This is a genomic window from Chryseobacterium gambrini (genome assembly GCF_900156825.1).
GTDB classification, from domain to species: domain Bacteria; phylum Bacteroidota; class Bacteroidia; order Flavobacteriales; family Weeksellaceae; genus Chryseobacterium; species Chryseobacterium gambrini.
Genome location: NZ_FTOV01000010.1, coordinates 12813 through 37133, shown reverse-complemented (window position 1 = coordinate 37133; position 24321 = coordinate 12813). Strand labels below are relative to the sequence as shown.

Below are 24321 nucleotides of genomic sequence, written 5' to 3'. Positions count from 1 at the left end.
ATACAACTAATATGTCTAAAGCAATTTCGCAAGTACCATTTGCAGTAAACGAGCCCGTAAATTCGTATGCACCGGGAACTCCGGAAGTAAAAAGTCTGATCGCCCAGTACAAAAAAATGTGGGCTGAAAAAATCGAAATCCCAATGATCATCAATGGTGAAGAAGTAAAAACAGGAGATAAAGTTCAGCTTCAGTCGCCTCAGGATCATGCGCACGATTTCGGATTTTATCACAGAGGAACCATGCAGCATGTAGATGATGCGATAAACGCTGCGCTGGCTGCGAAAAAAGAATGGAACGAACTGGGATGGGAACACCGTGCTGCCATTTTCTTAAAAGCGGCTGATCTTTTGGCAGGACCTTACAGAGACGTTATTAATGCAGCAACGATGATCGGACAGTCTAAAAATGTTCATCAGGCTGAAATTGATTCCGCTTGTGAATTCATCGATTTCTTAAGATTCAACGTAGAATTTATGACGGAAATGTATTCCGAACAGCCGGTTTCTGACGCAGGAATCTGGAACAGAGTGGAATACAGACCATTGGAAGGATTCTGTTTTGCGGTAACTCCTTTCAACTTTACAGCGATTTCAGGAAATTTACCGACCTGTATGGCAATGCTTGGAAACGTAGTGGTTTGGAAGCCTTCTGATAAGCAGGTTTATTCCGCAAAAGTTATCATGGACGTTCTTACGGAAGCAGGTCTTCCAAAAGGGGTTATCAACATGATCTTCACAGATGGAAAAGAAACGGCTGAGAAAGTTTTGGCGCACAGAGATTTTGCAGGACTTCACTTTACAGGTTCTACGAAAGTTTTTCAGGGAATGTGGAAAATGATCGGAGACAATATTCATAATTACAGAACGTATCCAAGAATCGTTGGAGAAACCGGAGGGAAAGATTTCGTAATTGCGCATCCTTCTGCAAACGTAGAAGCGGTGGCAACTGCTTTGGTAAGAGGTGCTTTCGAATATCAGGGACAGAAATGTTCTGCGGCTTCCAGAGCGTATATTCCTCAGTCTCTTTGGGCAGATGTGAAAAAAGTAATGGAAACTCAGATTGCTTCTATCAAAATCGGTTCTCCAGAAGATCCGTCTAACTTTGTAAATGCGGTAATTGACAAAAATTCTTTTGAAAAATGTAAAGGATATATTGACAGAGCGAATTCTTCAACTGAAGCAAACGTTGTAATCGGCGGTAAAACAGACGATTCTAAAGGATGGTTTGTACACCCGACTGTTATTGAAACTACAAATCCTCAGTACGAAAGTATGGTTGAGGAAATCTTCGGACCAATTTTGTCTATCTACGTTTATGAAGATGCAAAATGGGCTGAAACTTTACAGTTGGTAGATTCTTCTTCTCCTTATTCATTAACAGGATCTGTTTTTGCACAGGATCGTTACGCGGTAAATGAAGCATTCAAAGCGTTGGAAAATGCATCCGGAAACTTCTACATCAATGACAAACCGACAGGAGCTGTTGTTGGTCAGCAGCCTTTCGGTGGTGGTAGAGCTTCAGGAACAAATGATAAAGCAGGTTCTAAAATGAACTTACTAAGATGGACTTCTGTAAGATCTATTAAAGAAACTTTTGTATCTCCTAAAGATTACAAATATCCGTATTTAGGTTAATCATTCAGGAACAATAGATAATTGTTGTTCTTATATCAATACAGCCCCGGAATCTTGGTTTCGGGGCTTTTTCTTTCTTTAAATTACTGATTGATAAGAGATTTATTAACACTTTTTAATTTATTTTATTGATAATTTAATAGGCTTACCAATACTTTCGGAATAATAATTGAACTAATCATGTTACAATCACACCAAAATAAAATATTATGAAAAAATTATTGTTAATAGCAACAGTCGGAATATTCGCAGTAAGTTGCGGTACAAAAGAGTCTTCCATGTCGACCACCAATTCGGATTCTACAATGGTGGATAATACAACAGCCGTTGCTCCTGCCACAACAGACACCATGACTACAGCAAAAGCCAATCCGGACAGTATGAAGATGAAAATGGATTCTGCAAGCACTACTGTAAAATAACACAGAATTTTAACTTAAAAATTTCAAAATCCTCAGAAAATTTTCTGGGGATTTATAATGCTCAGAAGTTTAAAAAGAACTTTTTACTTTTTACTTTTTACTTTTTACTTTTTAAATCATTATATTTGATATACACTAAACATTAAAAAATTTACTATGAAAAAATTATGGATTTGTACCGTTTTAGGACTGCTGTTTTTAGGAAGCTGTGCCGATAAGAAAGAAAACAGGGAAGAATTTAAAGAAGAGCACAACAAAGATTCTTTAAGAAACAGAATGGGAGATTCTGCCGTTGCCAATTCAGAAACTACTGCAGCTCCTTCAGACAGTACAAAAGCAGCTTCAGATTCTACAAAAATGAAATAAAAAAACAAAACCGCAAAAAAAGCTGCGGTTTTGTACTTAAAAAAACTTGACTGAAAAAAACCGGGCAATCACCCCGATTGTATTGTTAGGAAGATTATTCTCCCAGATAGATAAATGTATTCACCACCAGATAAGCAGATCGGTTGTCGATAGATTTCCCTCCGCCTCCGGTAGAGATGGTTGCCGTTCCTGCCACAGTGTGCATATGCGCTCCCGCAACGGCTGTATTGTTCAGCATTCCGATGCCGCCCCATGCGGTAGAAGCTCCATCCGGATGATAACCGCCGGAACTGTTGTTCACCGTGGTTCCACCCAATAAAAATCCCCCTTCTGTGGAAGAGTGGGTATGAGATCCCGCACTTTGCGCCACCCCGTTTACCGGTCCTGAAAGGGTAATATTCGGTAGGTTAGACTGTAAAATTCCGAAATGGTTTTCGCCTCCTGTAGCGCCTAAAACTTCTCCGTTGGCTCTGGATTTCAGAACCCTGTCTCTGGAATCCGGCAGATTGTCCGTAAATCCCAGACTTGCTGCTGCTGCCTGACTTACCGGCGAAAGGGCTGCAATATTTCTTCCGTCCAAAAGATACCATCCTCCGTGGTCGGTCTTTTTTACAGAAGTTTTAATATCGCCGATGTTCTTGCTGTTTAATGATTTTTCATCACCAAGCATTAATTTCTGCCAGATCGTACCGTCAAAATAATACAATCCCTGAGCATCTACTCTGTTGGTTTTTGAAGTGATTGAAGTGACCGGTGAAGTTACATATACAATAGTTCCGGCGTGTGTGCTTGAATATCTGGAATCTCCCGCTTTTAGTTGATCTCCCGTTAATCTCGGGGGTAAAATACCCTCCGCAGTGGAGCCATCGCTGTTCTTTGCGACTACGTCCAAACTCGTTATAGGATTTGCTGTATTGATCCCGATCTGCGAAAAGGCAAAATTAGATCCTACAGTAGCCATAACGACTGTAAAAATTGTTCTCATCCGTTTAATTCGTTACTAGTTAATGTTTCATGGTTTGGTGCAAAATATCGGTTACATATTTTACAACATTGGCTAGTGGCATTATTAGTTTTTAGTGTTTAGGTGAGCAGTACGGGTTTTATTTTTCCGGAAAGATTGGTAATAACTGCAGTAGTAGTGGTTATCCCGTAAAACTGGCGCAAATATAATGCACTCAATAGTTTCTGCGAAAAGAAAGGTTATCCGTTTTCAGGAAAATGAAAAGAAAAAGACTAAGACTGTTGATCGTTTTCGTGAAAAACAGGAATCATATCCGACTGATTTTCAGAATAAAGCAACTTTATATAAACCGATGGAGAATAATCTGTAATCTGTTTAAAAACGGAGGCAAACTTGCTGTGAGAAGAAAATCCGCACTCTTCAGCGAGGATGCTGATCTTGTATTGGCGGTATTTTTCGTCATTAATAAGCTTATCGACGATGTAATTTATCCTCAGACGATTGATATAGGTTTTAAAATCCGAATTTTTATGGCGGTTGATGAGGTGCGAAAGATATTTCGTATTGGTGTTTAACTCTCCTGCAAGAAAGGACAGAGACATATTTTTATTCGTGAAGGACGTTCCCTTTTCAAAATCATCCAGAAGTTCAAGAAGTTTGGCTTCGGTTTCGGAAGTCATCGGAGATTCTGCTTTTTTCCTTCCTTTTACATCGTCATTATTCTGAATTTCTTCAATGGAAATATTTGCAAAATCCGGTTTTGGATCCTCAGAATAAAAACCTTTATCCTGAACAAATCCCTGTCGCTGGTTTCTGAGAATATTTCTGATTCTTGCAAGCTGCTTTTTCTGTTTGGATCTGAAATGAAGAAATAACCCAATTAATGCAGAACACAACACAATAATGATTACGTTCTGTGCAACATGTATCGTTTCATGATGCTCATGTACGGAAACGGAAAAGGCATTGACCAGTAGCAATACAAACCGGCAGAAACTATTAGACATACTTCAACAAATTATTATCCTTGTTATAATAATTCATCATTTTCATGGGTGTCTTTTTGTTTTTCACAAAACTAAGAATAATTTATTTTTTAATAAAATTTAATACTTCCAATTAATTCGATAGGTAAAATGAAAATATTTACTGTTTTTAATAAGACATCCGTTTCTTTTTTAACCTGAAATCAAAAAAATAATCAAAACTACGTTGTAACTATTTCTCCCCTGAAAAGACTTATTTATTAACATAATTATTACATTTGCAACCAATAAAAAGTATTATGAAAAAACTATCGATATTTTCTGCCTTATTCATCGGAGCGTTTGCTCTTGCGCAGGGAATAAAATTTGAAGAATCCAACTTTACAGCCATTCTTGCCAAAGCAAAAAAAGAAAATAAACTTGTATTTATCGACGCATATACCACTTGGTGCGGACCTTGTAAACTGATGGCGAAAAATATTTTCCCGCAGAAAACCGTAGGAGATTATTACAACTCCCACTTCATCAATGCAAAAATTGATATGGAGAAAGGCGAAGGAATTGAAATTGCCAAAAAATACAACGTAAAAGCCTTCCCTACTTACCTTTTTGTAGACGGAAACGGAGAACTGGTACACAGAACTTTAGGATATGTGGAGGAAAACGATTTCATTCAGTTTGCAAAAGATGCAGGAGATCCGGGCAAAAGATTAACCGCGCTGAAACAAAAATTCGAAGACGGTGAAAAAGATCCTGAGTTTCTGAAAAACCTTGCTTCTCTTACGATGTACAACGATGCTGAATTTGCAGGAAGAGTAATGGAGCGTTATTTCAGTTCGAAAAAAGAGCTGGACAGAGAAGATATTCAGATGCTTCTTTCCGTTGCACAGAACGCAGACAGCCCGATGTACAAAATTTTTCAGGCAAAAAAGGATGAAATCTCCAAAATGATTACTCCTCAAAAGTATGAAGCCATCGACAAAAGCATAAAGATTACGTCTGTCCTTAAAAAGTCTTACAACGCACAGTCGAAAACGTGGGACGACAATTATTTCCTTACAGAAGCTCAGAAATTCTTGTCTAAGGAAGAAGCAGAGAAAATTCTTAAAAAAGCACAGGCTGGAAGAGCGTTAAGAGATAAAGACATTGCCAAATACGAAAAACTGACGCTTGAACTGAACCAGGACACTTCTGCATTAAGCTCCGAAGAACTGAATTCTCTTGCATGGAATTTCTTTGAAAATGTAAGCAACAAAGCTTCTCTGGAAAAAGCAGTAGTTTGGGCGCAGGAATCTGTAAAGAAAGACGAAAACTTCGCGAATACCGATACTTTAGCCAATCTTTACAACAAAGTTGGCGACAAGAAAAACGCCAAACTATGGGCCGAAAAATCCATCGAACTGGCGAAAAAAACAGGACAGGATTCTTCCGATACCGAGAAATTGCTGAAAAGCTTGAATGTACAGTAAAAAATAAATTCCGCAGAAAATTCTGCGGAATTTTTGTTAATTTATCCTTTTAATAAACTAAAAATTAACTTTCTAATGGATTGTTATCTTTTTTAAATGATTCAATCATTTGATCTCTTCTTTCCTTTGAAATATTAGTTCTTTCAGGATAGGGATTACTTTTAAACTCTTCCTTTTTTTTCAGATATTGTTCGCGAGTAACGGGAACCCCTTTTTGAAGAGGCTTTATTTCAACCTGTTTTTTCTCAATGCCAACTGCCAAAAAAGAATGGTAATTTTTTTCATCATTGATCCCCAAAATTAAACCAGATAATCCTTTAAATCTGTAAGGTCCTTCTGAAATTGGAATTTCTTTTGTATACCAAGCTGTGTACGTTCTATTATTAAAGACGGTAGTAGCTTTGTTACAATTATAACCAAGAATTGTTTTAACATCTTTATAATTAACGTTCCATTTCAAAAAAGTATTTTCAAATGTGAATAAATCTCTGGCAATAAGTACTGTAACGAAAATACCAAAATCTTTTCTATATACAGAATAGCCTATTTTATATTTTGGTAAATCGCCTGTATTGATAGTTACATTCTTATTATTTTGAGCATCTATTGCAGCTTGTTCAAAGATTTTTCGAGCTGCCATATATTGTTGACTATAAAATAATGATGTATTCGAATTCAAATCTAAAATCATTAATTCTTTTGCCCTATGGCTTTGATCTACATCTGTAGTGTCTCTTACAAAAGAATATTCATATTGAACTTCAAGATCAGAAAAAGATTTTTCCTCTTTTTGTTGAGAAAAAACATTTAAAGAAAAAATAATTGATAATATTAAAAGATATTTACGCATTAGTGTTAATTAATTGTTTATTAAGTCCAATTTATTCCAGCTAATCTAGGATTAGTAAACGGAGATGCACATTCATCTTCCATTTGTTGAGCGTCTGTCATCCAACAATCTGGCTGGTCATTAGGTCCAACTTCTACAACCTGTGTGTAGCCACACGAAGAGGTAAGGACAATCGGGTGGTAAAAAACCTTTGATTTGGACTCACCTTCTTTATTAGAAGTTTTAGCACTTAACATTCCGGCAACTCCAAAGGCTGCCAATAAAATAATTTTTTTCATTTGTTTTTAGAATTTGAAATTAATAATAATTTTTACATAAAAAGTATTTCGCGAAACTTTTTTCAAAAATAAAATCTCATTCCCTAATTATCTATTCCAAACAGAATAAAATACAATTCCGTTTGGAATAAATTTTTTCTCCTAAAAACAGTATATTTACAGTTCAATTTCCATAATTATGAATAACAGTGTTGGCTTTAAAATAAAAAAACTGAGAGAACAGAAAGAAATGTCTCAGGAAGATCTGGCTTTTCAGCTTGAAGTTTCCCAAAGCTATCTCAGCAAAATTGAAAATGGAAGCATTGAAAAATTAGACTTTATTTTTATGCAGAAAGTGGCTGAATTCTTTAAAGTGGAACCTCAGTATTTTTTGGAAGGAGATACCATCATCAATAATAATGTAAAAACAAGCAATAATTCTTCTGTGGGAAATGTAGGAGATACAAATATTAATAATGTTGATTTAGATTTATTCAAAAGCGTGATGCAAAATCAGCAGCAGATCAGCCAACTTATGGAAATGCAGAATAAACTGATCGAAAAAATGCTGAAAGAAAAATAGGGAGAAGCATTCTCTACCCGAGAATACCAAAACCCAGACAGATTCTTACTTTCTCGGAACGAGAAAGTTCAGCCTGAAAGAAAAACACACCGTCTCGCTCCGAGAAAGTGTAAACCCAAACAGTTTGGCTCCGTCTCGGATCGAGAACACGCAAAACCGAAAAGAATATTTATTTATAAAAGTTTAAACAAACTCCACATAAAACAAAATCCGCAGAACAGTCTGCGGATTTTTATCGTAAAATGCTTCTTTGGCATTAATATTCAAACAAAACGCTTCCCCATGTGAAGCCGCTTCCGAAAGCTGAAAGAAGTACCAAATCTCCTCTTTTAATTTTCCCTTGTTCAATCGCTTCACTTAAAGCAATCGGGATGGAAGCTGCCGTTGTATTTCCGTATTTCTGGATGTTGTTGAAGACCTTTTCATCCGGAAGTCCAAACTTCTGCTGAACAAACTGGGCAATTCTTAAATTCGCCTGATGCGGAATAAACATATCTACATCGTTAATTGTTTTTCCTGCTTTATCCAAAGCTTCCTGCATGGTTTCAGGGAATCTCGTTACTGCGTTCTTAAACACGAAATTTCCGTTCATGATCGGGTAAACTTCTTTGTTCGTTACATTTTCAGGTTCTTTTCTCATCCTGTCGCTCCATCCGTATTTGGAACCCGGAAACTGTGTGCACAATTCATCTGCAAATTTCCCTTCAGAGTGCATGTTGAATGCTAAAATATCTCCTGCGTTTTCATCTTCTGTTGCAGACAGTACAATCGCTCCTGCCCCATCTCCGAAAATAACGGAAACCCCTCTTCCTTCATCAGAAAAATCAAGTCCGAAAGAATGCACTTCCGCACCCACCACCAGAATATTTTTATACGTTCCGGATTTAATGAAGGCATTTGCCACACTCGTCGCATATACAAAACCGGAACACTGGTTTCTCACGTCCAAAGCTCCGATGGTATCGCAGCCAAGCATATCCTGCAGCAGAACACCGCATCCCGGGAAATAGTAATCCGGAGAAAGGGTTGCAAAAACAATATAATCTATATCTTTAGCCGTTAAACCCGCATTCGCAATTGCTTTTTCAGAAGCTTTGAAACCTAAATAAGCTGTCGTTTCCTGAGAATCGTTTCTGTTTTTACGGTGTCTTCTTTCTTTTATCCCCGTCCTTTCCGTGATCCATTCATCATTGGTAGTCATTAATTTTGCTAGATCATCATTGGTAACAACGTTATCTGGAACATAAAATCCGATTCCTCTTATTGTACTTTTAATCATATAGTTTTTTAATTTTGACAAAGATAAACTTATTTGAGACATAGTATTTCAAAATATTACTATTTTTACGGTATGCCAATTGACACGATTTACAGAGATTCCCAGTGCGAATGGGTGGATGTAGAGGCTCCCACAGCGGAAGACCTGAAATTTTTACACGAACGGTACGAAATCAATAATCTTCTTCTGGAAGATACCTTAGATCCTAATCACTTACCGAAATATGAAGAGGACGGAGAGGTAAAATTCTTCCTCCTGCGGGAAAGTACCGAGCTGGAACGCAAAAACCTCAATACGATCAGCGACATCAGTACCAAAATCGGGATTTTTATTCTGGGAAGAACCATCATCACGATCCACAGGATGAAAACGAAGAGCATCGCAGAAACCAAGAAACAGCTTTCTGCCATGAAAACCGAAACTACCTCCAAAAATATTGCGTTGAAAATCGCACTGCTCATCATGAAAAGTTTTGATGATGAATCGGTAAGTCTTCTGGAAACGATGGACAATATCGAAAACGAAATTTTCCTTAAAAATACCAATCATACAAACCAGATTAAAAGGTTATACAAGCTGAAAAGAAAATCGGGGCTGAATTCAAGAGTGCTTACAATTTCCACAGATGCCATCGATAAATTTAAATTACTCGGGCTTCAGGACTCCGAAGTGTACGATTTAAAAGACAAACACAAGGACGTGGTTGCCGATTTCGACCATCTCAACGCACAGATCACCAACCTTATCGGGATGTTTCTCGCCCTTTCTGACCAGAAAGCCAATCAGGTGATGAAAGTTCTGGCAATTTACTCGGTGTATTTTTTACCCATCACCTTTATTGCAGGAGTTTACGGAATGAATTTCGACAATATGCCGGAATTACATACCCAACACGGATATTTTTATACCTTAGGCTTAATGGCTCTGGTTGTCATCTGTACCTTTATCTACGCCCGAAGAAAACAATGGTAATTTTCCCGCTTTAATTATCGTGAAAATACTGTGGCTGAATCTTTTAAATAGTTGTAATTTTAATTCAGAATCAATGAACTAATGAAACGTTGAGAATTCCCCTCCTCCGGAGGGGTGGATCAATTTTCAGGGAAAATTGAGACGGGGTGGTCTTATCAACCCCATTTAAAAAATAAAAACAACCAAAAAACAAAAGCCATGAAACCTGAAATGCTGCAAAAAATTCTTGAGGAAGATGTTCTTTCCAAAGAATCCAAAGAAAAACTTTCTGCGCTTCACAACCGTATTTCGGCGAAGGAATTTTCTGATCTTCTGGATGCAGAAGGCAATCAGTATGTGGAATTTGTGCAGGAAGGAGGCGGAGTCTGGGGAAGCGCACTGGTAGGTTATCTGTACGGACTGGAAATTTTCGGGATCCGTTTTCTGAAAGTTGCCGGAACGAGTGCAGGAGCCATTAATACGATGCTGATCGCCGCGTGTAAAACCAAGGAAGAAGCCAAAAGTGAAGTGATTAAAGATATTCTCTTCAACTGGAATTTCTCCGACTTTATGGATGGAAAACCGTATGTAAAAACCACCATCCATTCGATGCTGAATAACAAAAATTTCCTGAAGATCAATTCCATTATCGCAGGAATTATTATGCTGATTCTCGTGATTGCGCCTTTTGTCATTTCTTCGGAAACAACGCTGAGAGCCAAACTGCTTTTTCTGGTTCCCATCATTCCGATCATCATTGCTTATCTGTATCTGAGAAAATTATATAATGATCTGAAAAAAGCCAATTCAGGATTAAATCCCGGAAATACATTTCTGAATCAGATGAAAGACGTTCTGGATGCTTTCGACATTAAAACAGTGGCTGCGCTGAATGACAAGTTTGTAAAAACAGGCAAAGATCTTAACCTGAATTATCGCCACGGCAATGAAACACAATATTATAATATAGCTTTAGAAAGCATTGAGGAAATCCGGCAGAACAACAAGGAACATATCGACGAAATCCGTTTTAAAATATTCTACGACGGTGTCATTAACAACGAGTATTATAAAAAAGATCCTTTCTATTCCTTAAAATCCGAATACATCGTAATTACAACGGATATTAACGCCAAAATAAAAGTGGAACTTCCCACAATGGCAAATCTGTATTGGTCGGAAGAAGAGCTTAAAAAGATCAGTCCGGCTGAATTTGTAAGAGCTTCCATGTCGGTTCCGTTCTTCTTTGAACCATTTCAGAAACAGATCGACAAAAATGATAACTCCGTAAAATATGCATGGAGATTCTGGATGAATACCAAACAGGAAGAGATCAATCCTGCCGGAGTTTTTATTGATGGCGGAAGTATTTCCAATTTCCCGATCGACCTTTTCCACTCCACTGATATTTTTTATCCGAGAATGCCTTTATTCGGCGTACAGTTAACCAGCGATTCCGATATTCAGTCTGAAAAAGGAAAAACCAGTGCCGAAATTTTAAAATCGCCTCTCTCTTTTGCAGGCAATATTATTGATACTTTAAAAGGTTTTAACGACAAAACTTTTCTCACCAAACATACGTTCTACCATCTTTTCAGCATTCAGACCGTGAACTGCGGAACCAGCAACTGGCTGAATTTCTTTATGCAAAGAGAAGAAAAAGAAGAGCTCTTCAACCGTGGATTTTCTGCAGCTCTGGATTTCCTGAGTAATTTCGACTGGCAAAAATACAAATGCGAAAGAATGATGGTTTCCATGAAGGAGAAAAAGATCCTGAAGGAAGAGGATACGAAAACGGTGGGGTAAAAAATAAGTTTGCTTTAAAATTTTATTAACCACAAAAGTCACAAAAGCTTAAAATAATTTTAATTTAGTTCATGAATGCAATGAAAAGCTCACAATAGCTTAAAAAGCTTCGATTTTTTTTGAGAGCTTTAAATCTTAACGCTGTTTAAAGTAAAAGTTAGAAAACTCTATAGAGTTTTATCTGTGTAGAAATCGTATTCGGAAGATATTTGGCGTTCCGTAGGAACGCTATCTTTAGAAAGTTCATAGCTAATTATAGATATCAATCCTACGGATTGATTGATTGATTGATTGATTGATTGATTGATTGATTGTTATTTCTACACAGATTCTGCTCCTAAAGGAGCGAACCCCTTTTCGCTTTAATAATCTTATCACAAACAATTTATCATTTACATTTGTGGTTAAAGTTAAAATGAGTTTAATTATTCTGTGTTATTATAAATTTTTACGAAAAAAATATGGATAAGGAAAGTATAAACTACATCATAAGATATTTCAGCAACCTAATGACGCATGATGAAAAATTAGCTTTGCAACATCAGATGTACATAGTTAAAAGCACCGATAATAAAGCAATAAAAGATATGATGAAAGAAAAAGGATGGATTAGTAATGATCCTCAAATTCTTAATCTTTTGAAAAACAGTTACGAGGAATTTCAAATTAATGTTGCAAAACGTATGATGAACGAAACGCCTGAAAAAGTATTCTTCAATAACTGTCCAAAATGCGGAAAATTAGCAAGAACGCCGTATGCAAAACAATGTAGGTACTGTAAACATTCTTGGCGTGCTGAATAAACTAAGTTTTTTCAAAAATGATTGCTAAATTGCGTTTCGTTAAAGAAATGAATATGCCCACCAAAAAAGATTTAAGAGAAAACCTTTCCCTTCCGACATTTGAAAACAGCAGTGAAACAGAACTATTTCAGAATAATGTGCTGCGTCCTGTTTTAAAATTACAAAATGATATTTTCATCCAGATATTCAGAGACTATGCAATGAGAAAAATGTCAGATTTTACTTCTCTGAAAAACGAGCAGAAAATAAATTTCACCGAACAAAGCCTTCAAAAAGATAGTGCCCTGAAAAATACCTTCATCGGAATGACAATCGGAATGCTCACTCCGGAAGAAATAACGGTTTATCTTTCGGACAGCAAATCCTTCAATAAAAGGATCATCACCATGCTTTCAGAAAGAATCAAAAGTCAGATTGATGTTGTATAAAAAAACAAAAGCTTTTTTCTGATCGTAAGGAAAAATTTAATACAATACTTTGAAAGAAAGAAAATTATTCTAACAGATTTCGTAACTTTAGTACTACAAACACCAAAATATCAATTCATGAAAAAATCAACCTTTTTATGTTTACTTCTCGTAATCATCTCTTTCTGTAGTACTGCCAAAGCGCAGAAAATAACGGACGGACAAACCATTGACCTCAATGGAATGAGCGTAACCTTTAATATTTTGAATAAAGAAACAATACAAAACGGAGGAAAATCTTTTGATCGCTATAAAGTTGCCGCATCTGTAAAAAACACTTCCGATAAATCCTATAACATCAGGCTTTCTTCCTATCCTCAGATTGTAAACAATACTGCAATCGTAGAGCTCAACTGCATTAATGCAACCGGAGCCAAGCTTACATCAAAAAAAATTGAACTGAAGATGAAAGCCCAGATCATTAATGTAACCTACTCTGCTTATGACAAATCCGGAAAATTTGTGAACAGTATTCTTCCTGTAATTGGAAGTTATTATTTTGATTCCGGAGATACCATAAACGATGATGCCATTTTCATCGTACCCCAAGGCGAAAAACCAGACGTTACTGTAAGAAGTCTTCGATAAAATATCCTAAAGAAGCGGTCTCAAAAGTGAAAACAATTTGACTTTTATCATTTCGGGAGCAGCAAAGAATTTCTAAAATCAACTATTTAAGATTTTGAAACTTTCAGTGTATGTTCAGAATGGCACTTTTGAGTCCGCTTTTTTTATGCAATATCCTTTTAATTAATTTTCAGGATTATTATATACTTCTTCAAATATCAATTAAATATTATTCCACATCGGATTATGTTTTAAAACCTCATCATACACGGGACAGCTTTCTGCGTGGGAACCTTTGAGATAACCGATGCTCATCAGGAATTCATTCACGATTTCTCCGCCCGTAAATTTGAAGGTCTTTTTGAAAAGCTTCATCCATTCCGGTAACGTTTTGGGATGATGATGTTCCAGCCATTTTTCAAAAGAACCAAATTCTTTCTGCAGTTCTACAATGGTTTTTGCATTTTCAATGGCAGCGTTTACTTTCAGCTTATTTCTGATGATTGCAGGATCGTTAAGCAGTCTTTCCCGGTCAGATTCAGCGTAAGAAGCCACCTTTTGAATATCAAAATTATCATACGCTTTTCTGAAACCCTCTTCTTTCTTCAGAATGGTTTCCCAGCTCAGCCCTGCCTGATTGATTTCCATCACCAGTCTCCCGAACAGCTCATTATCATCATGAATAGGAAATCCATAATGGTTATCATGGTATCTTTTGTGCAGTTCTCTCCTGCTTTCAGGCTGCATTCCTTCAATTGCCGCGCAATAACTCATTGTTATTATTTTTTATACATAGTTAAATGCAAATATAAGCGTCGGTAATGACAACTGTATGGCAGGAGCGGTAAAAATTTATTTTCGGACACAAATCTCAATCTTCCATACTGCGATAAAAATGTTCAACAGTGCAACAAAAATCTTCAACAGTTTAGTAAAAATGTTTAATACTGCAATAAAAATACTCAACTCGGCTTTAAAGATGGTGTAAAAAGTAAAATTTATTCTAAACAATACACCGTTTCATGTAAATACTAAATTAAAAATAATCAACAGTATTAATAATCTTCTAAACAGTGTATTAAAAGCATACAAACCTCTAAAGATGAGGGATTAAAGTGTATATTTATTTTCCGAATTTTTAAAATAATTATACAATGGGAATCTTAAAAGAAGAGTATGTACCGATTGCTGATGCATTACTAACCAGTTTAGCTAGAAAGGGCAAAGGATTTAATGGGGTTAATTTTAATTTATAATACAAGAAAGTTTAAAGCAGAACTACAAAAACAGTTTGTCAGCAACTTTTTTTTGAACTTAAGAAAAATTTAAATCAGATTATGAGGATGTAAAATCAGATTTATGAGAAGATTTTTTTATACAAGATAAGGGCAATTAGTATTGCCCATTCAATTGTTTTCAAAAAAGAGTTGCTATTTAAACAGGTATAATTCTCATACACATTCTTGGATCTCCATTCAAAGTACATTGCCAATAGGTTGCACCTGTATCAGGATCAGTACATTTTGCATATTTTCTACCAGGTCCGCACATCCAGTCACCTGGAGATTGTGAATTTATTCCTCCTGTAATGGATTTTAAGCTTTCTCTTGAAATTTTTCTTAAATTTTTCATAATAATAGAATTTTAATTTTTCCTACTCTAAACTTTTCGGATTCCGTTTGAATTTAAAGCCAAATTATAGATTCTGTATGCAATAAAAAATACCATGAATATGGTAAGTATCAAATTGATCCATCAAAAAAAACCGCAGAAAATCTCTGCGGTTTTATTATATTCAATTAGAAAATTTCGGGCATTTTAATTAATGTACTCCACTCAGATCAATCTTTTCTTTGCTTTTTCGTTCTTTAATAAATAAGATGAACGGAATACAGACAAGGAAGATTACCCCAAGATAAAGAAAAACATCCATGTAAGAAAGTACAGTTGCCTGTTTCGTTACCGAAAGATCGAGCATTTTGTAGGCGGCGTTCATTGCGGCATCGGGAGTCATTCCTTTTGCGATAAAACTGCCTTTCAGAGCCTGTAACCTTTGCTGTACCGCAAAATCGGTCTGGTCGAGGTGCGAAATAAGATTCACCCTGTATTTCTGACTCGCATTGGCAATGAATGTTGTGATCGCCGCAATTCCGAAGGAACCTCCAAGCTGTCTCATCATCCCTGTAAATGCAGCTCCCTGCCCGATTTCCTGTCCTTTCAATGTACTTAATGAAAGTGAGGTGATCGGGATAAACAGTAAACCCAATCCGGCTCCTCTTACAATCAGCATCCAGAAGAAGGCATCTTTTCCTGTATCCGGAGTTAATATTTTATATCCCCAGAAACTGTAGATAAAGAAGATAAATAATCCCAACGAAACCAAAATCTGCTGTTTAGCTCCTTTTGAAAGCAGTCTTCCGATAATCGGCATCATGAAAGCCGTCGTTAAAGCTGCCGGAATCATTAAAGCACCCGACTGAAGCGCCGTCCATCCCAGGATACTCTGGGTATACAAAGGAACGATAAACGTTGAGCCGTACAAACCAAATCCTAAAACGAAGGACATCACGGTTCCGATTCTTAAGTTTCCGTTTTTCAGAACACGGAGTTCTACAATCGGATATTTAAAGGTAAGTTCTCTCCATAGGAAAAGGATAAATCCTAAAACGGCAGCTACGGTAAAGAAAACAATCATTCCGCTGGCAAACCAATCTTCTTCATGACCTCTTTCCAGAATAAACTGTAAGGAACCTACGGTAATTGCCAATAATGCAATTCCAATCCAGTCTACATCGGAAATCTTTCGTTTTTCGGCATATTTCGGACTTCTTACAAACTGAAGCGTCATTAAGGTTGCCGCAATCCCGATCGGAATATTGATATAGAAAATGTAAGGCCAGCTAAAATTATCCACAATATATCCTCCCAACGGCGGACCCAATGTAGGACCGATAATTACACCAAGTCCGTAAATTGCCTGTGCCATACTTCTTTTTTCCACCGGATAAGATTCCGTGATGATGGTTTGTGAAGTTACCAGAAGCGCTCCCCCACCGATTCCCTGCATGAGACGGAAAAATACAAGCTCCCAGATGTTGGTTGCATTTCCGCATAAAAAGGAGAAAACGGTAAATATAATAATGGAAGCCGCAAAATAGTTTCTTCTCCCGAACTGCTGCGAAAGCCAGCTCGTCATCGGAACAATAATTACGTTTCCGATCGCATACGCGGTGATTACCCATCCTACTTCGGAAAGGGTGGCTCCAAGATTTCCCTTCATTTCATTCAGGGCAACGTTTACAATCGTGGAATCCACTATTTCAAGCAAAGCACAAAGAATTGCCGTAATCGTAATGATTACTCTTCGGGCTCCGTATTCTACTAATGAATCTTGCATAGTTTTTTTAGTGTTGTATTAAAAATCAAGAGATTTGAGATTCGGAAATATGAACAAGTTTTTACGAACCAACTTTGTTCTCTCATCCATGAGATGAGGTTTCAGAAAAATTTAGCTGATTAAAATTTCATCAAAGTATTTCCAAATCTCTAAATTTCTCAATTTTAAAAAAGTGAATTGTCAATAATCATCCTCTGCATGGTCTTATTTTTACCTCTGCATTTTCCTCTTCATGATCTGTCTTCATTAAACCGGAATTCTGCTGCATCGTTCAGCTTCATCATTTCAACATGAATTTTCTTCTTCATATCCGGCAACCGCTTCATTTATCGTCTTCATTTTCCTGTTTCCTCTTCATGATCTTTCTGCATTACACCGGAACCTTCTTCATGGATCAACTTCATCATTTCCACATCTATCATTGATCTCTCTTCATTATCCGGCATCAGCTTCATCATCAATCTTCAAATTCATTTCATTAAAAAATGACTTCTCCTTCAAAAATTGACAATTCACTTATATATTTTTTTGATAATCCGTTATTAATTATACTGCTTTTTAACGCAAAGATCACTAAGATTCTTTTACATACTAACTGTTTTTAAGTTCGCAAAGTCGTTTCACTCAGCAAAGAACTCAAAGATTTTTCAATTATGACAAATTACAGATAATCATATATATTTTTGAAAAAAGTGAATTGCAGTTATCAATCTTTCATTGTCAATTCTACTACTTCATCACATCTCATAACCGATCTGCTTCTGCATTGCTGACAATTCACTTATTTTATATTTTTATTTTAAAGAAACTTCTGCTTTTACATTCATTCCTGTTCTTAATCTTTTGGATACATTTTTATCCAGATTTACAAAATCGATTTTTACAGGAAGTCTCTGTACTACTTTTACGAAGTTACCACTTGCATTATCCGGAGGAAGTATAGAGAAGGTAGCTCCGGTTGCTGGAGAGAAAGAACTTACCACACCGTCAAATTCTCTGTCCGGGAAAGCATCAATCTCGATTTTCACTTTTTGTCCTTCCACCATTTTATCAATCTGGGTTTCTTTGAAGTTGGCAATTACCCATTTCTGGTCATTTTTAACCAAAGAAAACAATTGTGAACCTGCCTGTAAATACTGTCCTGCCTGAATCGGCACTTTTCCTACATATCCGTCTTCCGGCGCTACAATTACCGTGTAAGATAAATTCAGTCTCGCATTTTCTACATCCACTTCTCTCTGTTTTGCAACGGAATTTGCCACTCCAATCTGCTGAGAACTTGCTGCGGTCTGAGAAGAAGCGATATTGGTTTGCTGTGCAATCTGGTTTCTCTGATCGATTAAAACCTGAAGCTGTTTATCTGCAGACTGTTTTGCTGCCAAAGCCTGCTCATACTGCTGTTCTGTAATAGAGTGGTCTTTCACAAGATTGGCATATCTTTTTAAATCCTGAGAAGTTTTCCAAACGTTTACTTTTGCGGCTTCAATCTGTGCATTCGCTGTAGTAACAGCGGCTTCAGAAGAATTTATATTTTTTGAAGTTGCCGTTGTGGAAGCCTGTGCATTAGAGATGCTGCTTTTCGCTGTTGCCAAAGCTGCTTCTGCCTGCTGTAAAGCCATTTTCTGATCTCTGCTGTCCAGAATAACCAGCGTATCTCCTTTTTTCACAAACTGGTTGTCTTTTACTTTTACTTCCGTTACATATCCTGAAATTTTAGAAATTACGGGAGCCATATTGGACGCGATCTGTGCATCGTCTGTTTCTTCATGAACCTGCCCGTAAGAATAGGTTCTGTAACCGTAGATTCCTCCGCCGATTAAAACTACTGCTAATATGATAGGGAAAACTAAACTTTTTTTCTTTTTAGGTTCAGCCGTTTGTGTAGTATTATTTTCCATTGTGGGTATAAGTTCTTAATTTTATTTGTTTGTTAAAGTTCCGGTGGTCTGTAATAGTTTTCTGTAGGCTAAAGCAGCATCTGCTTTCGCATTAATCACTCCTACGTTCGCTGAAATCTGTGCAGCATCTGCATCCAGAAGTTCCGTCATCGTAGCCAAACCGTTATCATATTTATTTTTTGTAATTCTGTAATTTTCGTTAGCCTGTTCTGCAGATTTTTCGAAAACGGCAATTCTCTTTTTAGAATAATCTGTGTTCTGATATTCTCTGTTTACATCCAACTTGATGTTGTCGTTTAACAACTCGTTGGTTGCTGCCAACTGCATTTCTCTTGCCTGAGACTGCTTCAGTGAAGAGTTTTCTTTCCACAGATTCGATAAGTTGTAAGAAATTCCTACGCCTACATTTACCGCATTATAAATCGTTAAAAACTTCGGAATATCTGCCGCCACATAACCTCCTGTAAAAGCAATAGAAGGAAGATTTTCTGCTTTCGCGGATTTTGTTCCCAAAGCTGCAGCCTGTCTCTGTTTGTCCAAAGCCTGAAGATCTTTTCGGTTTTCTCTGGCTTCATTTAAATAGAAATCAAGCGGTTTTACTTCATTTCCTTCTTCAATGTAGTTTTGATCTACTTCGATTTCTGTGGTTTCCGGAAGTCCAAGCAATAAATCCATATTGATATTGGCAATATTGTAGTTGTTTTTTGCTTCCAGCAACTGAAGTTCGATGTTTGAAGTCTGCAAACTTGCTTTTAAACGGTCATTTCTCGCAATTACTCCGTTGTTTTCAAGTTTAAGGAACGTTTCGTCTCTTTTTTGGGAAGCGGTAAGGTTTTCTTCTAAAACTTTGATGGACTGGTTGGCTTTAAATAAATTATTGTAAGCCTGTGCCACGTTATAAGCAATGGCTACTTTGTCGTTTTCAGTGGTTAATTTAGATGCTTCCACTAAATATTTTGCAGATTCGATTCCGTATTTTATTCTTCCTCCGCTGTAAATCGGAACGCTGACATTCGCTGATCCGTAGGCAACCTGATGAACTTCCGGACCTCCTGCTCCTGAAACTCCGGGAAGTTTAATATCAATATTCGGTTTTAAAGGAAGATACATATAGCTTCCTGAAATTTTCAGCTCCGGAAGCTGTCTGTTTTTGGCTTCCAAAAGATTGGCTGTAGCTTCTTCTATTTTTGCAGCATCAATTTTAAGATTTTTGCTGTTCTGGATTCCCAACTGCACGGCATCATCAAGAGTGAGGGTCTTTTTCTCCTGAGCATTTGCGTTTGCAATCCCTACAAATAGAGCGAGCGCAAGGACTGAATTATTTATTTTCTTCATAACCTAGAAGGTCTTTTAGTAGATATTTAATATGTTTATTAAGTTCTGTGTAATATTTTTCATCAAAAACTTCCTCTTCATTGGTGTCGTTAAGAAATTCTTTATACATTTCTTTTGCGTTGGAAGCGTAAAATAAAGTTCCGCTCACCGTGGAATGAAGGAGATAGATGGGAGGATTTTTTGTAAAAATTCCTTTCTGAAGACCGCTTTCCAGAATTTTTGAATACATGGAAATGAATCCCATTTTAGTTTCTTTGAGAAATTCTACGATCTGCGGGTTTTCTGCATGAAGCTGCTCTCTCTGCATAATTCTGTAGAAACATTTGTTGTGTCTTACTTTTCCTGCAAACTGATCTACGATTTTTTCAACTTTTTCCCATTCGTTGATATCGGTTCTTTCGATAATATCTTTGGAAAAAAACTGTCCTTCGCTCATTCTGTATTCTACCAGTTTCTCGTACAGTTTTTCTTTAGAACCGAAATAATAAGAGATCATAGAAATATTCACATTTGCAGCTTTGGCAATTTCTCTTGTGGAAGTTCCCTCAAAGCCTTTCTCGGCGAAAAGCTTTTCTGCGGCAAATAATATATTCTCTTCTTTTGAAATCATCTTTTACTCTGTATCTGTTTTTCGAGGTGCAAATCTACAATCAATTTTTCATAAATCAAACGATTGATTGATTTTTTATTGAAATTTAATTTTTTTTTAATCTTAAAGTTCTCCGAATGGAAAAATTGTTATATTTGGATTCAATTAAAAATTTAGATCATGAAAAAAATAATTTCTGTTTTAGCCATCACTTTATTCACTTTCAACTTTGCACAGGAAACCCCGAAAGGTGCATGCTGCGCAGGAAAAGACAAGAAAGAATGTTCCACAAAAGATAAAAAAGCCTGTGGAGATCATAAAAACTGTGATGCTAAACACAAAACAGCAGAAAACAGTTCTAAAACTACCGATAAAAAAGCTGCCAAAGTAAAGAAAACAGCTTAACAATAAAAAACTCCGAATTCATTTCGGAGTTTTTTATTTAGCTTTTATGAATGTATCTTGATAATTTTATCCCGAGATCCGTCCAGACAATTTTGGGATTTCCGTTTCGGGTTAAGTGCAGATCGGCGGTATTGATTTCTTCCAGAATGCTTTCAATATTGGCTCCGCTGATGAATTTTGAGAATCCCATCCAGTTGAAACCATTGGCATCAATCTTTTTATAGACTAAATTCTCCGACTGATAGTTCTGCAGCAAAGCGAGTCTGAAAATCTCGGAACAGTAATTTAAAAAGTTTTTCTGCTTTTCACGGTTCCAGCCTGCAATTTCTCTTGCCCAAAGAATGATGCTTCGCAGAAATTCAGGTTTCTTTTTCACCATAAATGCATCACGAACCCACTGTACAAAGAGTTTTTCGAACTCATCGGTTTTATTTCCGGACTGTAAAAGTTTCAAGGCTTCATTAAGGTCTCCCTGAGCCTGATGGATGATTTCCCCCGTCTTGTCTTCTGAAAGATTATAGTTTTTTTTCAGATAAATTTCCAGATCTTCATCGTTTATTCTTGGCACTTCTACAATCTGTGTTCGCGAAAGTATGGTAGGTAAAATTTCGTTGGTAGATTCTGCAGTAAGCAGAATGATTGTTTTCGCAGGAGGTTCTTCTAAAAATTTCAGGAATTTGTTGGATGCAGCGACGTTCATTTTATCGGCTCTCCAGACGATTAAAATTTTTGTTCCGCCTTCAAAACTTTTCAGTGAAAATTTCTGGTTCTGTTCATCAATTTCATCTGCCGAAATAAAAAGCTGCTTGTTTTCGGATTCTAAAACAGCCGTCCATTCATCATATCCTGCATACGGAGATTTGAGAATCATGTCCCTGAATTCATCAAATTTATTTTTGCTTAATGAGTTTTTATTATCAGTAAAAACCGGAAAACTGAAATGCAGATCGAGATGATTGAGATGCTCTACTTTGGCTCCGGCGTGCGGATTTTCGCTACTAAGCATTTCTTTGGCATATGCCAAAGCCATCGGCAATGTTCCGTACCCTTCTTTGCCGACGAAAAGCTGGGCATGGCTTACCCTGTTTTTGGCAATACTGTCTCTAAGAAGTTTTTTCAGACTTTCCTGTCCGGCAATGTTCTCCCAATTCATGATTCAAAGATAAGAAATTTGTAATTCGCAGAGTGTGAAATTTCACTTTGCAGGTAAATTTAGCGTTGCAAATGAATTGTGAATTTTATCATGCAGTATATAGATAATGTATAAAAATTCACAGCCAAAGCGAATTTACAATTAAGAATTCATCATAATTATAGCTATTCATCCCCCTTAACAAACTTTAACCTCTTATAATTTTTACAATTCATTAATATTTAAGATATTTGCGCATTGTTTTAAAAATAAAGAATGAAAAAAATCTTTGTACTATCATTGATATCAGTTGGATATTTCCTTAACGCGCAGAACCTGAGTAATTCACCATATGCAACTTACGGAATCGGAGATGTAAAATATGATAATACGATCGAAACTACCTCAATGGGAGGTATATCTACCGCTTTTATAAGTGATTTTACAAGTAATTTCAATTTTGCAAACCCTGCAAACAATGCTAATTTCGAGCTTACAAGTATTAAGCTGGAAGCTACCAACGAAAACAATTACTTTAAAACAAACTATAATAATACGAAGTCTACGAAGCACTCTACGTATTTATCCAATATTTCAATTGCTTTTCCTCTGTCTCCAAAGCTGAAGATGGGGATTTCTTATCAGCCGTACAGCTCAAAAAGCTATGAAATTATCCACAGAGATACACTTTCCGCAGGTAATATCAGAGCCAACAGATTTAAAGGAAGCGGTACACTGAATACGGTACAGATGGCTTTAGGATATAAAGTGAACGATAAACTTGCTGTGGGAGCAAGAGCGAATTATTATTTCGGGAATCTTTATGACCTGAATGAACTGGCTTATTCCAACGCGGAGTTAATTAACGGATACGAAACGAGAAACAGCATCCACAATTTCAACTTTACTTTAGGAGCAAGTTACCAGAAACTGAATACAAGTACAGACAGAAAACTTACGATCGGAGCTACTACTACTTTCGGAAATACGAGTAATATGACGACCGATTATGTGAACAGTACGTATTTTTATTCTGATGCCGGTGCCACTGTAAAAAGTAACGAAAGCATTATCGACCAGAAAAATACAAAATCTAAAAACCTTTTACCTTTACAGGCTTCTTTAGGGGTAGGTTATGGAGAAGAAAACAAATGGTTCCTTTCTCTTCAGGGAGATTATAAAAAGGGGGAAAACATTAATTATTTCGGAAACACGCTTGATCTTCAGGATTCTTACAGAATTTCTGCCGGAGGTTGGTATTTGCCGAATTATAACAATTTCAGAAGTTATTTTTCAAGAATCGTTTACAGATACGGAGCGTTTTATGAGAAAGGAAGTCTTCAGATCGCAGGACAGAACATCAATAAGGTCGGAGTTTCTGCAGGAGTTCTTCTACCGTTCAAAAACAGCAGTATAACGAGAATGAGCGGTCTTGAACTAGGTCTTGAAGTAGGAAAAAGAGGAACTACCAAAAATAATCTGATTAACCAGAATTTTGTGAACCTGAGAGTTGGTTTCAATTTTGCGGATAAGTGGTTCAGAAAGACTCTATACAACTAAAATGAAGTTTTTTAGAAACATATCATATAAAAAAAATATAGCATACCTTTTTAGTTGTGCTATATTTTTTGTAATAACTTCCTGTGAAGAGGATCTTACGAAAAATAAAGGCAAACAAAGCAAAAATTTTCCTTCACAGATTATTAATAATGCAAACATCATCCAGAGAGATTCCGGGTTTGTGACAATGAGGGCAAAAGCTCCGATCATTGAAAAATATGAGCTGATCGACAGTCCTTATACGGTTGCAAGAAAGGGAATTGACATTCAGTTTTTTGACAAGAAAAAGCCTAAAATTCCCGGAACAATTAAAGCAAAATATGCTAAATTCTACGATTACAAAAAGTTTTACGAAGCGAAAGGAAACGTAAGAATTACCACCAATGAAGGCGATAAATTTGCCATGCAGAGTATTTACTGGGATCAGGTAAAGAAAAACATCTACACCAAAGACACGGTATATGTAACGCGAAAAGACGGAAGTACGCTGATCGGCGCACACGGAATGCGTGCAAAAGATGATTTTTCCGAATATGTTTTCTTCCAGAATTCAGGAGATTTTGCGGCGCCTGAAATATCTCAAAACAAAAAATAATCA

At 36.6% G+C, this 24321-nt stretch carries 26 protein-coding genes; 13 read left to right on the top strand and 13 right to left on the bottom strand.

Features of this window, described 5'->3' with window-relative positions; translation table 11 throughout:
• The first annotated feature begins 11 nt into the window (after window positions 1-11).
• The 3 genes from pruA (at window position 12) to BW951_RS16185 (ending at window position 2425) form a co-directional block, all read left to right on the top strand.
• Window positions 12-1637: an L-glutamate gamma-semialdehyde dehydrogenase gene (pruA, locus tag BW951_RS16195; RefSeq protein WP_076394779.1), complete on the top strand. Its 1626-nt coding sequence runs from the start codon at window positions 12-14 to the stop codon at window positions 1635-1637.
• Window positions 1638-1846: 209 nt separating this feature from the next.
• Complete coding sequence (locus tag BW951_RS16190; RefSeq protein ID WP_076394778.1) at window positions 1847-2059, top strand: cytochrome C551; 213 nt, start codon at window positions 1847-1849, stop codon at window positions 2057-2059.
• Between the two features lie 156 nt (window positions 2060-2215).
• Window positions 2216-2425 (top strand): hypothetical protein, encoded by a 210-nt coding sequence (locus tag BW951_RS16185; RefSeq protein ID WP_076394776.1) that lies wholly within the window; start codon window positions 2216-2218, stop codon window positions 2423-2425.
• Window positions 2426-2519: 94 nt separating this feature from the next.
• On the opposite strand, the gene BW951_RS16180 is transcribed toward BW951_RS16185, so the two are convergent.
• On the bottom strand, window positions 2520-3410 hold the full coding sequence (locus tag BW951_RS16180) for a hypothetical protein (protein WP_139326185.1): 891 nt from the start codon (window positions 3408-3410) through the stop codon (window positions 2520-2522).
• Window positions 3411-3661: 251 nt separating this feature from the next.
• Entirely contained in the window at window positions 3662-4396 is a 735-nt protein-coding gene (locus BW951_RS16175) for a helix-turn-helix domain-containing protein (protein WP_084196464.1), read from the bottom strand.
• A gap of 278 nt (window positions 4397-4674) precedes the next feature.
• Here BW951_RS16175 and BW951_RS16170 point away from each other — a divergent pair, with 278 nt between their 5' ends.
• Window positions 4675-5844, top strand: coding sequence for a thioredoxin family protein (locus BW951_RS16170; protein ID WP_076394770.1), 1170 nt, complete (start codon window positions 4675-4677; stop codon window positions 5842-5844).
• Window positions 5845-5908: 64 nt separating this feature from the next.
• Here the strand turns inward: BW951_RS16170 and BW951_RS16165 are convergent, their stop codons facing one another.
• Both BW951_RS16165 and BW951_RS16160 read right to left on the bottom strand, forming a co-directional pair.
• Window positions 5909-6694: a GLPGLI family protein gene (locus BW951_RS16165; RefSeq protein ID WP_076394768.1), complete on the bottom strand. Its 786-nt coding sequence runs from the start codon at window positions 6692-6694 to the stop codon at window positions 5909-5911.
• Window positions 6695-6714: 20 nt separating this feature from the next.
• Window positions 6715-6972 carry a hypothetical protein gene (locus BW951_RS16160; RefSeq protein ID WP_076394766.1) on the bottom strand — a complete coding sequence of 86 codons (258 nt, stop codon included), beginning with the start codon at window positions 6970-6972 and terminating at the stop codon, window positions 6715-6717.
• A gap of 178 nt (window positions 6973-7150) precedes the next feature.
• Here BW951_RS16160 and BW951_RS16155 point away from each other — a divergent pair, with 178 nt between their 5' ends.
• Window positions 7151-7534 carry a helix-turn-helix domain-containing protein gene (locus BW951_RS16155; RefSeq protein ID WP_076394764.1) on the top strand — a complete coding sequence of 128 codons (384 nt, stop codon included), beginning with the start codon at window positions 7151-7153 and terminating at the stop codon, window positions 7532-7534.
• A gap of 256 nt (window positions 7535-7790) precedes the next feature.
• Here the strand turns inward: BW951_RS16155 and BW951_RS16150 are convergent, their stop codons facing one another.
• Window positions 7791-8813, bottom strand: a complete 1023-nt coding sequence (locus BW951_RS16150; protein ID WP_076394762.1) for a 3-oxoacyl-ACP synthase III family protein — start codon at window positions 8811-8813, stop codon at window positions 7791-7793.
• Window positions 8814-8885: 72 nt separating this feature from the next.
• Here BW951_RS16150 and BW951_RS16145 point away from each other — a divergent pair, with 72 nt between their 5' ends.
• The 5 genes from BW951_RS16145 to BW951_RS16125 all read left to right on the top strand — a co-directional run bounded on the left by BW951_RS16145 (window position 8886) and on the right by BW951_RS16125 (window position 13428).
• Complete coding sequence (locus BW951_RS16145) at window positions 8886-9785, top strand: magnesium transporter CorA family protein (RefSeq protein ID WP_076394760.1); 900 nt, start codon at window positions 8886-8888, stop codon at window positions 9783-9785.
• Window positions 9786-9983: 198 nt separating this feature from the next.
• Window positions 9984-11570, top strand: coding sequence for a patatin-like phospholipase family protein (locus tag BW951_RS16140; protein ID WP_076394758.1), 1587 nt, complete (start codon window positions 9984-9986; stop codon window positions 11568-11570).
• A gap of 461 nt (window positions 11571-12031) precedes the next feature.
• Window positions 12032-12373, top strand: a complete 342-nt coding sequence (locus BW951_RS16135; protein ID WP_076394756.1) for a hypothetical protein — start codon at window positions 12032-12034, stop codon at window positions 12371-12373.
• Window positions 12374-12390: 17 nt separating this feature from the next.
• The gene (locus BW951_RS16130; protein WP_084196463.1) at window positions 12391-12801 is read left to right on the top strand and encodes a hypothetical protein; all 411 of its coding nucleotides are present in this window, start codon (window positions 12391-12393) and stop codon (window positions 12799-12801) included.
• Window positions 12802-12918: 117 nt separating this feature from the next.
• Window positions 12919-13428: a hypothetical protein gene (locus BW951_RS16125; protein ID WP_076394754.1), complete on the top strand. Its 510-nt coding sequence runs from the start codon at window positions 12919-12921 to the stop codon at window positions 13426-13428.
• A gap of 201 nt (window positions 13429-13629) precedes the next feature.
• Here the strand turns inward: BW951_RS16125 and BW951_RS16120 are convergent, their stop codons facing one another.
• The 7 genes from BW951_RS16120 to BW951_RS16095 all read right to left on the bottom strand — a co-directional run bounded on the left by BW951_RS16120 (window position 13630) and on the right by BW951_RS16095 (window position 20647).
• A complete protein-coding gene (locus BW951_RS16120) occupies window positions 13630-14181 on the bottom strand; it encodes a DNA-3-methyladenine glycosylase I (RefSeq protein WP_076394752.1) in 552 nt (183 codons plus the stop codon).
• Window positions 14182-14841: 660 nt separating this feature from the next.
• Window positions 14842-15039, bottom strand: a complete 198-nt coding sequence (locus BW951_RS16115) for a bacteriocin-like protein (RefSeq protein ID WP_076394750.1) — start codon at window positions 15037-15039, stop codon at window positions 14842-14844.
• A gap of 190 nt (window positions 15040-15229) precedes the next feature.
• Window positions 15230-16804 carry a DHA2 family efflux MFS transporter permease subunit gene (locus BW951_RS16110; protein ID WP_076394748.1) on the bottom strand — a complete coding sequence of 525 codons (1575 nt, stop codon included), beginning with the start codon at window positions 16802-16804 and terminating at the stop codon, window positions 15230-15232.
• Window positions 16805-17139: 335 nt separating this feature from the next.
• Window positions 17140-17262 carry a hypothetical protein gene (locus BW951_RS23140; protein WP_262487841.1) on the bottom strand — a complete coding sequence of 41 codons (123 nt, stop codon included), beginning with the start codon at window positions 17260-17262 and terminating at the stop codon, window positions 17140-17142.
• A gap of 336 nt (window positions 17263-17598) precedes the next feature.
• Complete coding sequence (locus BW951_RS16105) at window positions 17599-18702, bottom strand: HlyD family secretion protein (protein WP_076394746.1); 1104 nt, start codon at window positions 18700-18702, stop codon at window positions 17599-17601.
• Between the two features lie 21 nt (window positions 18703-18723).
• Entirely contained in the window at window positions 18724-20037 is a 1314-nt protein-coding gene (locus tag BW951_RS16100) for a TolC family protein (protein WP_076394744.1), read from the bottom strand.
• The gene (locus BW951_RS16095) at window positions 20021-20647 is read right to left on the bottom strand and encodes a TetR/AcrR family transcriptional regulator (RefSeq protein ID WP_076394742.1); all 627 of its coding nucleotides are present in this window, start codon (window positions 20645-20647) and stop codon (window positions 20021-20023) included. Before BW951_RS16095 ends, BW951_RS16100 begins: the two co-directional genes overlap by 17 nt.
• A 159-nt stretch (window positions 20648-20806) precedes the next feature.
• Here BW951_RS16095 and BW951_RS16090 point away from each other — a divergent pair, with 159 nt between their 5' ends.
• A complete protein-coding gene (locus BW951_RS16090) occupies window positions 20807-21031 on the top strand; it encodes a hypothetical protein (protein ID WP_076394740.1) in 225 nt (74 codons plus the stop codon).
• 37 nt (window positions 21032-21068) lie between these two features.
• On the opposite strand, the gene BW951_RS16085 is transcribed toward BW951_RS16090, so the two are convergent.
• Window positions 21069-22184, bottom strand: a complete 1116-nt coding sequence (locus tag BW951_RS16085; RefSeq protein WP_076394738.1) for a DNA polymerase III subunit — start codon at window positions 22182-22184, stop codon at window positions 21069-21071.
• Window positions 22185-22439: 255 nt separating this feature from the next.
• Between BW951_RS16085 and bamG the strand changes: the two genes are divergently transcribed.
• Together bamG and lptC are read left to right on the top strand one after the other, a co-directional pair.
• Window positions 22440-23723, top strand: coding sequence for a BamG family beta-barrel-assembly machinery protein (gene bamG, locus BW951_RS16080; RefSeq protein ID WP_076394736.1), 1284 nt, complete (start codon window positions 22440-22442; stop codon window positions 23721-23723).
• A gap of 1 nt (window position 23724) precedes the next feature.
• The gene (gene lptC / locus BW951_RS16075; protein ID WP_076394734.1) at window positions 23725-24318 is read left to right on the top strand and encodes an LPS export ABC transporter periplasmic protein LptC; all 594 of its coding nucleotides are present in this window, start codon (window positions 23725-23727) and stop codon (window positions 24316-24318) included.
• The last annotated feature ends 3 nt before the right edge of the window (window positions 24319-24321 follow it).